Source organism: Croceibacterium selenioxidans, from assembly GCF_018599195.1.
In the GTDB taxonomy this organism is placed as follows: domain Bacteria; phylum Pseudomonadota; class Alphaproteobacteria; order Sphingomonadales; family Sphingomonadaceae; genus Croceibacterium_A; species Croceibacterium_A selenioxidans.
In genome coordinates, this window is record NZ_JAHFVK010000002.1 from 961,170 (window position 1) to 974,461 (window position 13,292).

Annotated in this window: 12 protein-coding genes; 2 read left to right on the forward strand and 10 right to left on the reverse strand. The window is 63.1% G+C overall.

What is annotated here, in order from left to right:
* Positions 1-25: 25 nt before the first annotated feature.
* Genes KK137_RS13500 through KK137_RS13525 form a run of 6 tightly spaced genes read right to left on the reverse strand, consistent with a single transcriptional unit; the run spans position 26 to position 5,941 of the window.
* Positions 26-1,330 (reverse strand): MFS transporter, encoded by a 1,305-nt coding sequence (locus tag KK137_RS13500; RefSeq protein ID WP_214537060.1) that lies wholly within the window; start codon positions 1,328-1,330, stop codon positions 26-28.
* A complete protein-coding gene (locus KK137_RS16840; protein WP_214537061.1) occupies positions 1,327-1,830 on the reverse strand; it encodes a cupin domain-containing protein in 504 nt (167 codons plus the stop codon). The genes KK137_RS13500 and KK137_RS16840 overlap by 4 nt, the downstream gene beginning before the upstream one ends.
* Positions 1,827-2,630 carry an acetoacetate decarboxylase family protein gene (locus KK137_RS13510; RefSeq protein WP_214537062.1) on the reverse strand — a complete coding sequence of 268 codons (804 nt, stop codon included), beginning with the start codon at positions 2,628-2,630 and terminating at the stop codon, positions 1,827-1,829. Before KK137_RS13510 ends, KK137_RS16840 begins: the two co-directional genes overlap by 4 nt.
* The gene (locus tag KK137_RS13515) at positions 2,627-3,682 is read right to left on the reverse strand and encodes an amidohydrolase family protein (RefSeq protein ID WP_214537063.1); all 1,056 of its coding nucleotides are present in this window, start codon (positions 3,680-3,682) and stop codon (positions 2,627-2,629) included. The genes KK137_RS13510 and KK137_RS13515 overlap by 4 nt, the downstream gene beginning before the upstream one ends.
* The gene (locus KK137_RS13520; RefSeq protein ID WP_214537064.1) at positions 3,679-4,968 is read right to left on the reverse strand and encodes a fumarylacetoacetate hydrolase family protein; all 1,290 of its coding nucleotides are present in this window, start codon (positions 4,966-4,968) and stop codon (positions 3,679-3,681) included. The genes KK137_RS13515 and KK137_RS13520 overlap by 4 nt, the downstream gene beginning before the upstream one ends.
* The gene (locus tag KK137_RS13525; protein WP_214537065.1) at positions 4,958-5,941 is read right to left on the reverse strand and encodes an MBL fold metallo-hydrolase; all 984 of its coding nucleotides are present in this window, start codon (positions 5,939-5,941) and stop codon (positions 4,958-4,960) included. The genes KK137_RS13520 and KK137_RS13525 overlap by 11 nt, the downstream gene beginning before the upstream one ends.
* A gap of 110 nt (positions 5,942-6,051) precedes the next feature.
* On the opposite strand from KK137_RS13525, the gene KK137_RS13530 reads away from it, so the two are divergent.
* Positions 6,052-6,714 carry a TetR/AcrR family transcriptional regulator gene (locus tag KK137_RS13530; protein ID WP_214537066.1) on the forward strand — a complete coding sequence of 221 codons (663 nt, stop codon included), beginning with the start codon at positions 6,052-6,054 and terminating at the stop codon, positions 6,712-6,714.
* Here the strand turns inward: KK137_RS13530 and KK137_RS13535 are convergent.
* The 4 genes from KK137_RS13535 to KK137_RS13550 are packed head-to-tail and all read right to left on the reverse strand — an operon-like array spanning position 6,711 to position 12,233.
* Entirely contained in the window at positions 6,711-7,673 is a 963-nt protein-coding gene (locus tag KK137_RS13535) for a fumarylacetoacetate hydrolase family protein (RefSeq protein WP_214537067.1), read from the reverse strand. The two genes, KK137_RS13530 and KK137_RS13535, sit on opposite strands and share 4 nt — an antisense overlap.
* Before the next feature lie 8 nt (positions 7,674-7,681).
* Positions 7,682-8,800, reverse strand: a complete 1,119-nt coding sequence (locus KK137_RS13540) for an FAD-dependent oxidoreductase (RefSeq protein ID WP_214537068.1) — start codon at positions 8,798-8,800, stop codon at positions 7,682-7,684.
* Between the two features lie 27 nt (positions 8,801-8,827).
* Positions 8,828-9,736, reverse strand: a complete 909-nt coding sequence (locus KK137_RS13545; protein ID WP_214537069.1) for a VOC family protein — start codon at positions 9,734-9,736, stop codon at positions 8,828-8,830.
* Between the two features lie 28 nt (positions 9,737-9,764).
* Positions 9,765-12,233, reverse strand: coding sequence for a TonB-dependent receptor (locus tag KK137_RS13550; RefSeq protein WP_214537070.1), 2,469 nt, complete (start codon positions 12,231-12,233; stop codon positions 9,765-9,767).
* 527 nt (positions 12,234-12,760) lie between these two features.
* Between KK137_RS13550 and KK137_RS13555 the strand changes: the two genes are divergently transcribed.
* The gene (locus KK137_RS13555; RefSeq protein ID WP_214537071.1) at positions 12,761-13,210 is read left to right on the forward strand and encodes a hypothetical protein; all 450 of its coding nucleotides are present in this window, start codon (positions 12,761-12,763) and stop codon (positions 13,208-13,210) included.
* Positions 13,211-13,292: the final 82 nt, after the last annotated feature.

Below are 13,292 nucleotides of genomic sequence, written 5' to 3' on the forward strand. Positions count from 1 at the left end.
GACGACTCCGCAGTTATTCCTTCTCCTAGGAATTAATCGCAGAACGCGCAAGCGATTCAGCTTGCGCGCGCCCGGTCGAAATCCTTGCTGCGACGATGAAGGCCGTTCCCACGAGAGGCGCCGCCGCCATGGCGGCGATCCCATAGCGCAGGCTTTCCTCTCCCAGGGTAGGGTTGAGATAGTCGCTGAGGACTCCGACGATGAATGGACCGAGGGTGCTACCGATGAGCCCAGCAGCAGCGAGCATCACGGTAGCGGTCAGCCCGCGATCGCCGGGAGCTGCGGATTCGACAGCGAAGTTGATGCTCGGAATGATCGCACAGGCGAGCAGAAAATTCATCAGCGCTGCGCTGGCCATCGCCAGGGACAGGGAAGGCAAGAAGGCGAAGCCGAGCACGCAGGGCACTGAGAGCGGCAGTGTTACGATGGGGAGCCACAGCGTGGCAGCGGCCGAACCCGTACGCCGGCGGACCGCGTCGGCGAGGAACCCGGCAAACAGCGTTCCGGTGATTCCTCCGATCCCGACCGCGGGCCCGATCGCAACACCGACTTGAGACAGCGGAACGTCGTGGGAGCGCTGCAGGAACGCGGGTCCCCAGGCCGCGAGAACTGAGGTCAGCATGCTGGCGGTGCCGTAACCGACGACAAGGCGGGCGAGCCCTGGGGAGTGCCACAGTCGCAGCAGGCCTTGAGACAAGTCCGCGAAGGTACCGGCTGGAGCGGCCGGTCGAGCGTCCTCGCCACGCGCGGGCTCAGTGGCGGTGGCGAGCATCACGAGCGCGAGCACGACGCCGACGCCGCCTGCCCAGAAGAACATCGCCCGCCAGCCGATCGCGGCCGCCAGTACGCCGGCTGCTATCGCGCCGCCGACGATGCCGATGAACGCGCTCGACTGGAATACCGCCACGGCGCGCCCTCGCGCCTGCGCGCGAAAAAGGTCGGGGATCAGGGACATCGCGGCGGGAAAGGCAGTCGCCTCGCCGATGCCGACCCCGATCCGGGCGATGGCGAGGGTCGCGAAGTCGGTCGCCAACCCCGTCGCGGCGGTGGCGATCGACCACCCTGCAATGCCGAAAGCCAGGATCCGCGTGCGGTTACCCCGATCGATCATGCGCGAAAGGAAGAGGCCGCCCACCAAGTTGAACACGGTGAAGAACAACCCGTTCGCAAGCGACATTTGGGTGTCCGACAACGAGAGTTCGCCGCGAACCTGCTCCGTCACCAAGCCGAGCAACCCGCGGTCGCCGGCATTTAGTACGTTGGCGAGGAACAACAGGAAGAGCACCCACACGGCGGTGCGCCGGGATACCGAGGGGGCGTCCTCGTTCATGGGATGATCTCCGCTTTATTTAGGATTTGCGCCAGCGGCTCGGCAAACTCGGCGTCGATCAGCACGAAGACCACCCTCGCCACCTCGCCGGACCGGTTTTCCCAGGCATGATCGGTTCCTCGCTGGACGACCACGTCACCCTTGCGCAGGGTCGTTTCGCTGTCGCTGAGGATCAGCGCAATCTCGCCCTCGATCACTATGCCGTAGTCGATCGTGCGGGTCCGGTGCATCGGACTGCGCGCGCCGCCTGCTCCAGCGGGGTGGAAATCGATCACGCGAATGATGCTGCCCCCGCGTCCGGCGGGCCCAATCGAGCTGGAGCTGGAGACAGGTTCGCCGTCGGGGATGAGTTCGAGCGGTTCGCATGCCCGGGCCGTCGACCATATTTCGTCGAAGCGGGCGCCGGGAAGGTCCCTCACGAGCGGCACCGGCGCATCCGACACAATGATCGAACGCCCGTCGGGCGCGTGACCGGTGACAATGCGGCGCGTGCGCTTCACCGCAGAGTCCTCTGCTCACTGACGTCGGATCCGCCGGACGTGTCGAGGAGCACGGCCGGGCCGAAAGCGTGCAACGGCAATGCGGCCAGCGCATTCACGATCGGATATTGTGTCGGCATGTCTTCCCACCTCGCGCCGGTGAAGGAAAAGCGGCCTGAGCCCGCCTGGCAGGACCGGATCTCTGGCACTGGTGGGCCGGGCTCAACGATGGTCATGTGGTCGATCTCCGCCCTGCCCCATTCGCCGGTCCGCGGGATGTACTTGCGAAAGATCATCGGAGCCGCGGCCGACATTGGCGATGCGATCGGTTCCAGGTCCTCGGCCATGAACTGCAGAAATTCGAAGCCGTCCCATCGCGCCGAACCTGTCAGGCGTGAACCGGTGTCATCAGGCTCCGGGATTTCCGCAAAAATCTTCGGCCATCCGAGCTCCTCGCGTCCCGTGAGGATCGGATCGGCCATGTTCTCCCAAACAACCGGCACGAAGTGGCCCGTGATTGACTGCTCACCATTCCAGCGCGCTGGAATGCGGACCATGACGATATTGTAACCACGCCCGGCCAGCCAGCCGACGTCGCTCAACAGGGTTACCACGACTTCCAGCCTCGGTTCGCCGACCAGCGTCATCCTGTCAGGAAGGAGTGCGGCCAAGGGCTCGGCATCGGTGACAGCCGAAAGCGTGAGTGAAGTCGCTTTCTTGTCGAAGCGTCGGTGTCGTTGCGAAGCCGGCAGGTTGCGCGGCCCGGGGGCTGGGCCAAACCCGACCGGCATTCGAAACATCTGGCCGAGCGGATCGCTCAATCCACGCGTTCCAGACCGAGCAGTCCCGCCGCATTCAGACCCAAGATACCCGCCTTGTCCTCTTCCGATAGCCGGTCGTGAAATCCAACCGGGTCTGGCTCGGACATGTCGAAGGGATAGTCCGTGCCGAGGCACAGCTTGTCGGCGCCATGCGTGCGTACCAGGCTGTCGAGCTGGTCCTTGTCGAACACCAGCGTATCGAGCCACAGCTTGCGCAGATAACTCGAAGGTTCGTGCCGGCAGTGTTCGGAACAATCGGCACGGGCGCGCCAGCCGTGGTCCATCCGGCCCCAATATCCTGGCATGTAACCTCCGCCGTGAGCGACGCAGATTTTCAGTCCGGGGTAAGCGTCGAGCACGCCGCCAAAGATCAGGTGGCCGATCGCGAGCGTCGATTCGAGCGGATTGCCGATGAGGTTGTTAAAGTAATACTCGCTCATCCGCGCCGCGTGGGTGAACCCCAGCGGATGGATGAAGATCAGTACGCCCAGCTCCTCTGCGGCCGCCCAGAAGGGGCGCAGGTCCTCGGCGTGGAAATCCTTGCCGTTCACGTTGGAGCTGATCTCGATCCCCCTCAAGTCGAGATCCTTCACGCACCGGCGCATCTCGGCCACAGCCATTTCGGCATTCTGTAACGGCACCGAACCCATGCCGATCAGGCGGTCGGGGTGCTGGGCGACCGCGGCGGCCATCCCGTCGTTCACGACGCGAGCCGCGTCGCGTCCGGTCTCGGGATCGGTGAAGTAGAAATACTGCCCCGGGCTGGGTGAGATCGCCTGCACGTCGATCCCTAGCCGGTCCATGTCGGCGACGCGCGTGTCGAGCGTGTTGAGCGTGCGGCCCATCTGGGCAAACTGCGCGCGGTTCACTTCCGAGGTCTTGGCGCTGGTGAAATCGTTGATGCCGGGCGGTGGGCCCGGATACTTGGCCTGCACGATAGCATCGGCGGCCGGGATGCCGAGGTGGCAGTGGATGTCGACGACGAGATGCTTGCCGCGCGCTTTGACCGGAATTGGCTTGCGGTCGCCGCAGGTGAAGACGTTGCCGCTCATGCCGCCGTCCTCGCAGGAGTGATCTTGCCGGCACAGGGGCCGAAACCGATCGGCACGTATCCTTCTGCGACAGCCTTGGCCCGCAGGGTGAGCGTATCGCCGTCCTCGAGCATGACGCGTTCCGTCCCGTCGGGCAGAACAAGGCGTTCCTTACCCAGCTTGGTGATTTCGACCAAGCAAGCTCGCGCCTCGTCGGCCGCGCCGGAGACGGTTCCGGTCGCGATCAAGTCGCCGACCTCGAGCGGGGCGCCGCCGGAAGCCTGGTGAGTGACCATTTGCGCAAGCGTCCAGAACAGCTCGGCCACATTGGTCCGCACGATCGTGTACGGTCCGTTGCCAGTATCGAGCTCGGCTGTGATTTGGACGTTTAGGCCGCCTGCCCGACGATCGAAAGGATCGTTCAAATAGGCTGGCAGCTCCGGCTCCTCCCCGGTCCGGCCGCGACCGGCAACGCGAAACGGAGCGAGTGCCTCCATCGTCACGATCCAGGGAGAGATCGTCGTCAGAAAGCTCTTGCCCAGGTGCGGGCCGAGCAACATCTCGTAGAACTGGATGGCGCGGGCCGACCAGTCGTTGACGAGGCAGCAGCCGAACAGGATCTGTTCGGCTTGGGCCATGTCGACCGTTTCGGCCAGCGCGTTGACGGGGCCTCCTAGCCAGGCGCCGAATTCGAGTTCGAAGTCGAGCATCGGTTCGGCTGCCACGGCCATCGCACTGCTGCCGGGCGGCACGACCTGACCGACAGGCCGCACTACCGGCGTGCCGGAAACGGCAACCGAACTGGCGCGGCCATTGTACGCGACCGGAAGGGTTGCCCAGGCGGGCATCGGCGAGCGGCCGCCATTGGCAGCCATACGCAGGATGTGATCCGCCGAGGTGCAGAAGTCGGTGAAGGCGGTCGGCTTGGCCGGCATCAATAATTTGGCGTCGCTCATCGGCACAAGCGCTGCCTCGGCGGACCTGCGGTCGCCAGTTCCGTTCATCCGGTAGAGGTCGGACAAGGCGGCCCGTAGCGCCGAGACATCCTGGCGCGCGCAGGCGAACAGCGGAAGCAGGCTGTCGCCGCACGCAGCTTCGGCGGCTGGTCCTGAAATCGCGCCCGCTTTGAGAAGCGCGGTCAGATCGATGATCTGGTCACCCAGCGCCACGCCACCGCGCGCACCCTTGCCGTCGTCGAACACTCCGAACGGCAGGTTCTGGATCGGAAAGTCGGTGCCATCGGCGTTGGCGCTCTCCACCCAGCTCCGGCGGGCGGGATCGTGCGTGGCGTTGAGTTCAGTGGGCATGCCCGCATCCGTGCTTGGCGTGGTGTTCCTTGCGGTAGCGGTTCATCTCCGCGAACAGGACTGGCGGCGGGGCATGCGGCAGGTTTGGATCCCAGCCTTTGTAGAGCGAGAAGACGTTGGCCACGACCCGCTCGCTATCGGTCCAATCAGCATATTCCTTGATCGGAATGTCGCGCGCTGCGTCCCGCCAATCCATCCCCGCCTCGAAGCGGCCGCGAGCCTCGCGCCGCAGGTGCTCGAAATAGCCTTTCATAGTGCGGACGTTCTCGACATCGCAGATTGGCCCGTGCCCCGGCACGACGACCTCGGGATCGAGTGCGATGATGTGATCGCAGGCCGCGATCCAGTTGTCGAACGGCCCGGCCCATACGATCGGGTGCCCTTCGTTGAACATCAGGTCGCCGGTAAAGACCGTGCGATCCTCGAGCACATGAGCGATCGTGTCGGACTCAGTGTGAGCCGGACCCAGATCGGTCAGCTCGACAGTCTTCTCCCCAACCTTGAGCGTCATGGCGCTCTCGAAGGTGCGTGTCGGCAGGGCCAGTTCATCCACCCCGCTGAAATCGAAATAGCGGCCCATGGTCTCGAACAGGAATTCGCCGGCTTCGCCCATGGTCTCCCAGTTGGCCGAAAGATTGGCGAGCGCTTGCGGGTTGAACCCCTCCATCTCGTGGCGGGTCTTCGCTGTTGCGATAATCTCCGCCCCCTCGACCACGCCGTTGCCGAAGAAGTGATCAGGATTGGCGTGGGTGTTCATGACCATGTCGATCCGCTCGCCGCCTGGAACCCCGGCGAAAGCAGCGAGCATATCGCGCGTCAGGGGAACGCTCATCAAGGTATCGATCAGCAGGGTCTGACCTGCCGATGTCACCAGACCCGCGTTCGACCATCCCCAGGTGCCGTCGGGCTGGATGTAACCGTAAGTCCCGTTGGCGATCTCGTGGACGCCCTGGCGGAAAGGCCAATTTGCCATCTTGCATTCTCTCCCTGAAGCAACACTACTCAGTTATTTCCGGTCGACAAGAATATTCTATCCAGCCGAAATGGTTGTCGCCGCGCCGCGCAGCGAGTAGCACCGCGCCGATGGGAAAAGGCCAGGGCCAGCCAGGCAAATCAGCGGCAAAGCTCGCCTCGCGGGGCAAGGGCCGTCCGACGGCGTCAGAGGCGGGCGTGGGGCGTGACGCCTTGATCGACGCGGCACGCGCACTGCTGCAGGAACTTCCCCCCTCCCAAGTGACAAGTACCGCAATCGCTCGCAAGGCAAACGCCGATCCTGCCCTGGTGCGTTATTACTTCGGCAACCGCGAGAACCTGCTGTTCGAGGTAGCCAAGCAGATCGGCGAGGAGTCCAACCGGCCCCTGCCGCCGGGCGATCCGCTCGCCCTACTCGAAGACATGATCCGCGGCACGTTCCGCTTCACCCGCTCGGCCAAGCACATGCAGCGCCTTATGATCGAGGAACTGGATTCCGCCTCGTCACCCGAAGTGCGGGAAAAGATGCGCGAATGGAATAGGAGCCCCGTCTCGAACTATGCGCGCATCCTAGAATTCGACGACGAGGGCGAGTTGCGCGAGTTCGACCCGTTCTTCATGTACCTCGCGGTAGTCGGCATTAGCGACTTCTTCGTGTCGGGGGCCCCGCTTATCGAGTTGCTGGCTCCATCGGGGACCACCAAAGAAGAACTCGCCAAGAGCTACGAGGATTTCGTCGTCCGCCTGATCACAGATGGCGTGCGCAAGCGTTAGGCCTTCTCCGCCACACAGAGGTTGCGCTGATTTCCCAACCCGGAAATTGTCGCTTCCATGACGTCGCCCGGCTTGAGAAAGACACCGAAGGCCGAGCCGTTGCCATAGGGCGAGCCGGTGCAGATCAGGTCCCCCGGCTCAAGCACAACCCGGCTCGAAAGGTAGGCAATCTGCCGCTCGATCGAGGCCATCATATCTGCGGTCGTCTCGTCTTGATAGACCTTGCCGTTGACTGACAGTTTCATCGCCAGATCATAGGGATCGGCGATACACTCTTTCGGCACGATCATCGGTCCGAAGGGCAGAAAGGTCGGAAAGCTCTTGCCCGAGAGCCAGTCGGCGCCAATCGCCGATCCATCGCGGCGGAAGATAAGCTCGCGCGCGGTAACATCGTTGACCACGGCGAAGCCGGCGACGTACTCCATTGCCTCCGCCTCACTCACGCGGTGGGCGCGGCGGCCAATCACTACGCCGAGCTCAAGCTCCCAGTCGGGCTTTTCGACGTCGTAGGGCAGGATCACCTCGTCGCGCGGGCCGATCACGCTGGCGGGGAGTTTCAGGAAGGCGAATGGCGGGGCTTTGGCGCGAGCATCCATCATCGCCTCGACCCGTGCCTTTAGCTCGGCCGGATCGACGTCGTCATGCTCGCTGGTTCGCATCGACGGATCGCCCATGATCAGACCCACGACGTGCTTCTTGTAGTTCGCCCCAGTACAGAAGACCTGGGTGGGCCGGTAAGGCATGCGCACGTCCGCGGTCGCGAAATCGCCGCTGGCGGCAAAGGCGGCATCGTCCGCGGCCCACGCCCCGACTTGCGCCGAGACATCCTGCCAGTCGCGCAGCAGCGCCGGCAGGTCGCGCTCCTCACCCCAGTGCGACAGCGGCACGAAACGCTCGCCAGAGACGAGCACTACCTGTTCGGTGCCGTTCGAGGAAACTGTGGCCAGTCCGTAAGTCATGCGCCCTCTCAGTAAGGCTCGTGGAGCTTTTGCATCGTGCTGCCGAGCATCGCGTTCGCATCGCGCTGGTCGCCGCCGGCCATTTCGATCTCCCCGACGCGAACCGAGTTCTCGACGACCATGCGCGCACGCTCGAAACGCCGTGAGGTGAAGGCGGCAAGCGCGGTTTCGAGATCGTTGTGGCGGGCGATTTCTTCGGCCAGGACCAACCCGTCCTCCACCGCCATGCCCGCACCCGAGGCCATGTGAGGCGTCGTTGCATGAACGGCGTCACCGATGAGGACGACGCGGCCGCGATGCCACGGGGCGGGCAGCAGCAGCCATTCAAGCGGGCGGTAATTGACCAGTGAATCCGCTCCAAGGCCGGCGCGGACTTGTGGGACGTAGCCGCCGAACGGGGCCAAGAGGCTGGCCACGTGGTCCAATTGCTCCTCAGGAGCAAACCATGGGTTGTCGGGTACGTGCTCGAGGATGAAAGCGTACATCCGGTCATCGGAGATGGGATTGAAACCCAGTTTAACCGGTCCGCCGAGAAACATCTCGGGGCGATCCACCTCCGGCGGGCGCGGCGCGACGATGCGCCAGCAACCCTGGCCGGTAAAACGAGGTGCCGCCGCGGCAGGAAACAGGTGCCTGCGCAGTTGTGAGAAGATGCCGTCGGCGGCGACCACCAGATCGTAGCGCTCGCGCCTGCCGTCCGGGAAACCAACCTGCGCACCGGCGGCATCCTGTTCGACGGAAGCTATCTCCGCACCAAGAGTCACGCGAATGCCCGCATCGCGCACTCTGCGTGACATGATTTCGTGCAAGGCGGGGCGCATGATACCGCCACTGCGCGCCACGGGAGGCGCAGCATCGGGAATCGGCGGAGATTCCATGATAACGCTGCCATCGGCCGTCCGCAGGCGGATGCCACCACCCACGAAGCCCCGTTCCCGTACTTCATCGAGAATTCCGAGATCGTCGAAAGCCCGAAGCGACAGTCCAGTCACGCTGATCCCGGCTCCATAGGCGCGCCAGTGCGGGTCGGCATCGACGAGCTCGACCTCCACGCCTTGGCGCGCGAGAGCGAGAGCCGCGCTCATTCCGCCGACGCCACCGCCGACCACAAGGGCCTTGTCGATCATTGGTTCAGTCCTCTCACGCGCCGGCGATCAGGCCGGGACCTGCCACAAGCCCTTGTCCGGGGTCATCTCCGCATGGGGCACACTCCCCGTAATGATGCGGCCCGTGCCCCACTGGTCGATCGTGCTCGGACCGGGCTGGTAGGTCTGCGGCTGCCACGTGTCCTCATCGACTTCTTCGAGGTCCGAGGTGTATTCGACGGCGTTGCCGTTGGGCGTGATGAAATAGCTGAAGGTGTTGTTCCCGGCGGTGTGCCGACCCGGCCCCCAGCTAAGCTTGATTCCGTTCTCGTGCATGCGGGCGAGCCCGCGCATCAGTTCGTCGACCGAGCTGACGTCGAAGGCGATGTGGTTTAGGGCCGGCGGGCCCGGAAGGATCGCGACGCGGTGGTGCGCCGAATTACAGCGCAGGAAGACCATGAAGTCGCCGATCCAGTCTGAGAGCCGGAAACCCAGTGCCTTCTCGTAGAATTCCGCGAGCCCTTTGTGGTTTGGCGAATGGAACACCACGTGGCTTATGCCGATCGGAATCGCCTCACCCTTGTCGAGCTTGCGGAACGCGCGAGGCGTGCTGTCGCAGATCACCTCCATGGCGCGGCCATCGGGGTCAAAGAAGCGGAACGCGAAGCCGCCCGCTGGACCGGTGGCGGGCGCGGGTTCGGAGATGATCTTCGCGCCGGCCGCCTTCACCTGCTCGAAAAGGGCCAGCACGTCGTCGCGCGAAGCAGCCGAAAAACCGATCAGATCGGTCTTGCGCTCGGCATCCTCGCGCAGCACGAGCACGTAAGGGTGCGGCATGCCCTCGGCCGCGAAGTAGACACTGCCGTCCCGCTCCGCGACTTCGACCAGGCCCCACTGCTCGCCGAAGAACGCGCGTTCGGAGGCGAGATCGGGAACCGCGAGGGCTACGTAATGCAGGTCGGTTACGCTCACGGTCATGGGGTACTCACTCCTTTCGATGGTCTCATCAGAACTGCCCACCGATCCTGACGCCGTAAGTGCGCGGCTGTTCCGCGGAGGCCGCTATGAGGCCGGCCGGATTGGTTGTACCCCCGATCAGACGGCGGTTGTCTTCGATATTGTTGATGTAGAAGCTGACGAAAAGGCTGTCATCCTCGCGCCCGAATGTCACCGAGGCGTAGCTGACGAAGGTCGCCTCGGACTTGAGGTATGGCAGGTAGTCCGCCGAGGAATAGCTCGACGAACGATAACGCGTGCCGGCGACCAGCACGGCCTTGTAGTCGTTCCCGATCGGAATGGTCTGCTGGCCATTCAGGTTGAATGACCACTTCGGGGAGTTGAACGCGACATTGCCCGAGCAATCGATCTCAAACACGTTGATCGTCCCGCCAGGCGTCGATTGCGTCGTGGGCGTATACGGGCAGGTCGTGTTTGGCGGCAGTCCCTGGTTCGGCGAGTAGTAGACGAAGCTGTCGTACTTGGTGTCGAGATATTGGACATTCGCCGACAGCTGCGTGTTCTCGGCCGGCAGGTATTCGAGGTCGAGATCCACGCCCTTGATCGTGCTGTCGCCAATGTTTCGCGTCAGGAAGACAGTCGAAGGCGGGTTCCCGAGGTCGTACCCGAACTGGCTGAACTGCTGGTTTTTGTACTTCCACAGGAACGCCTCGACGTTCACCTGCAGATGATTGTCGAGGAAGCGGTTCTTGCTACCCAGCGTGAAGGCCTTGATCGTTTCCGGCTCATACGTGGAGATGCCGCGGGCGAACGAGAATCCGCCGGCGTGATATCCGGTTTCGAAGCTCGCGTAGATCATGTTGCGACGGCTCAGGTCGTATTGCGCTGCCAGCCGGTACGTGAACTTGTCGTTCTTCAGGCTGTCGTTGATGACGATCGGCGAAAAGAGCACGAACGGCGCAGTTTGCGATCCGCCTGCCACGGGCGGCAGCACGAACAGCGGCACCGGAGTGATCGGGATTCCGAGCGAAGTGTAGAAGGCACGGAATTCGTCTTCCGTCGAGACGAGCGGCGCGAACGGCAGTGTCGGACAGAAGTCCTGCGGCGGCGCGGGGTTGCCGCAGAACAGGATGTAGACGTTCGACACCCCGTCGAAAGTCTTCTTGTCCGAGGTGTAACGGCCCGCCATCGTGAGGCTAAGCGGCTCAATCGGCCGCCAGGTCACCTTGCCGAAGCCGGCCAAGCTCTCGGTCCCGGTTGTGAATTCCTGAAAGGGGACCAGCGTCTGCTGGTTGTAGCGTGCGGTCGCGTCGATATCCTCGTCGAAGTAGATCGCGCCCAGCAGGTAGTCGACGGAGTCGCTAAGATCGCTGGCCCAACGGGCCTCCACGCTGGCCTGCTTGTCCTTCTCCTTGGTAAAACCCTGACGGAACACGCCGTTGAAGGCGTACTCGATCGAGGCTTCGCGGTAGGCCGGCTGGATGGTCAGGGTGCCGACGTCCGTCTCGTAATTGAGTTCCGCCGTGACTCCCCAGTAGTCGTTGTCGTTGAAGGGCTGCCCGTCTACGACGGCGCCCGCACGTCCGACCTGGGAGATGAAGCGCGATGCCATCAACGCATTCGACGCCGGATCCAACAGTCCCTGCTGCGTGGAAAACCCGGTTGGCACGAATTCGTAGCCCGCAAAACCGGTAGGACCGAATGTCGGGTTGACCGCGCCGAGATAGTAGCCACTGCTGCTCGCGCCGCCTTGATGAGAGAAGTCTAGCGCAAGGCGCACGTCCAGTTGATCGTTGGGCTCGGCGTAGACCTGCAGACGCCCCGCATACTCGCGCTGGTTGCCGGTATCGTCGCTCTGAAGCGCATCGCGATGAGAGATGGAACCTGCCGCGCGCAGTGCGACATCCTGGCCCAGAGGGACGTTGACCGCAGCCTGCCCCGTCAGCCAGTCGTAGTTGCCGTAGCCGAGCATGAAATTGCCCGAGGTCTCCCCAAGCTCGGGACGGTTGGGAATGACGTTGATGGCGCCGCCCGTAGCGTTGCGGCCATAGAGCGTGCCCTGCGGGCCCTTGAGGACCTCGACGCGCTGAAGGTCGTAGAACACGCCCGATGTCGAGGTCGGCCGTCCGATGTAGACGCCGTCATAGTTGAACGAGATCGCGGGGTCGGAATACCCGTTGACTGTCGCATTGCCGACGCCGCGCACGAAAAACACCGTGGTCGGCCCACCCCCGCCATTCGCAGCGAGCGAGGGCGTGAGGCGCGAAAGGTCCTCGGCGCGGATGACGTTCTGCTGCACCAGCTCGGCCGGTTCGATAATGTCGACCGGGATCGGGATGCTCTGGCCGCTTTCCTCGACGCGCTGTGCGGTCACGATAATGTCCGTGATTCCGCCTTGGCTCGTATCCTGCGTCGGGCCGGCGGGCACTGGCTGAGTTTCCTGCGCCACAGCGGCAGACGAGGCGAAAAAGACGCAGAGCGCGCCGACAGACGCGCTCACAAGAAGTTTCGCGGACATAATGGCTCTCCCAAACCTTATATTCCGGACTATAGGAATTAAAATTCATTTGGCCAAGAATTTTTCGCGAAAGGTTGTGCGTCAGGCGTTGGGAACGGCTTCCTGGAAGGCCAATTTGGTCGCGGGAGAGTATCAGGAGAGGGTCGACAACGACCTGATTTGTCGGGATTTTAGCGCGGCGAAATTCGATGCCCCCCACCGTTCTGTTTACGGTACTTGCTAGGCCACGACCGAGGCCACGGGCATGGGGATCTACGGGCTGTCGGTCGCGAAAACGATCGTCGAGGCCCATGGTGGCTCCATCACGGCGCCCATTTCGCCGTGAGGCTTCCATATGCCCACGATTCAGACCCATGACGGCTGGAAGCCGAAGTCCGCTTTCGCACTCTTCGAATTCAAACCGGACCGTCAGTTATCGACCCCTTGCGGTCGCCGCGATTGTCCGTGCACTGTTCCCTCAAGCCGACATCGACGCCCGCCCGGGTGTTCGACTAGTACGGCGTCTATCGGACGAGGAGATGAGACAAATGCGGCCAGCTCTCGGCTACTTGCTTTCTGTTGGAGCAGCCTCCCTGAGCATGGCGGCAGTCTTTCAATTCCAGATCGGCTCGGCGAGCGACTTTTCCCCGGAGCTTATCGCAGTCTACTTGGTGTTCTGGGGAATTGCTTTCGTCTTGACCGGCCTTTGCGCCTTTCTGCCCTTCTTTGCAGCCCTTCAAATAGCCGAGCGTTGGCAGCTACATTCGGCCCCATTCTTCGTGGCGAGTGCAGTCATCACATCGGTAGCGCTGTGCGCTTTTGCGGCCACCGTCGCGGGATCGGGCCTGCCCTCAAATGACCCCGAACACCTAAGTTTTTTCGTGGCGTTCCTCAGGTTCTTGCCCTCATTTCTGACGGCAGGGATAATTGGAGGACTGACGTTTTGGTGGTGCGCCCGGGAGAGCTTCGCCCCCCAATTTCAGACCGATGCCAATTGATTGGAATGGCTGCTACGCGGCAAATCTGGCCTAAAGCGGAAGGTCCCGAAACCACCCATTGCGGACACTTGTGCATAGGGTC

Excerpts from the sequence above, each read along its gene's own strand:
- KK137_RS13540 (WP_214537068.1), bottom strand. The coding sequence starts at position 8,800 with ATGATCGACAAGGCCCTTGTGGTCGGCGGTGGCGTCGGCGGAATGAGC.
- KK137_RS13520 (WP_214537064.1), bottom strand. The coding sequence starts at position 4,968 with ATGCCCACTGAACTCAACGCCACGCACGATCCCGCCCGCCGGAGCTGG.
- KK137_RS13515 (WP_214537063.1), bottom strand. The coding sequence starts at position 3,682 with ATGAGCGGCAACGTCTTCACCTGCGGCGACCGCAAGCCAATTCCGGTC.
- KK137_RS13530 (WP_214537066.1), top strand. The coding sequence starts at position 6,052 with ATGGGAAAAGGCCAGGGCCAGCCAGGCAAATCAGCGGCAAAGCTCGCC.
- KK137_RS13545 (WP_214537069.1), bottom strand. The coding sequence starts at position 9,736 with ATGACCGTGAGCGTAACCGACCTGCATTACGTAGCCCTCGCGGTTCCC.
- KK137_RS13555 (WP_214537071.1), top strand. The coding sequence starts at position 12,761 with ATGCGGCCAGCTCTCGGCTACTTGCTTTCTGTTGGAGCAGCCTCCCTG.
- KK137_RS13535 (WP_214537067.1), bottom strand. The coding sequence starts at position 7,673 with ATGACTTACGGACTGGCCACAGTTTCCTCGAACGGCACCGAACAGGTA.
- KK137_RS13525 (WP_214537065.1), bottom strand. The coding sequence starts at position 5,941 with ATGGCAAATTGGCCTTTCCGCCAGGGCGTCCACGAGATCGCCAACGGG.
- KK137_RS13500 (WP_214537060.1), bottom strand. The coding sequence starts at position 1,330 with ATGAACGAGGACGCCCCCTCGGTATCCCGGCGCACCGCCGTGTGGGTG.
- KK137_RS13550 (WP_214537070.1), bottom strand. The coding sequence starts at position 12,233 with ATGTCCGCGAAACTTCTTGTGAGCGCGTCTGTCGGCGCGCTCTGCGTC.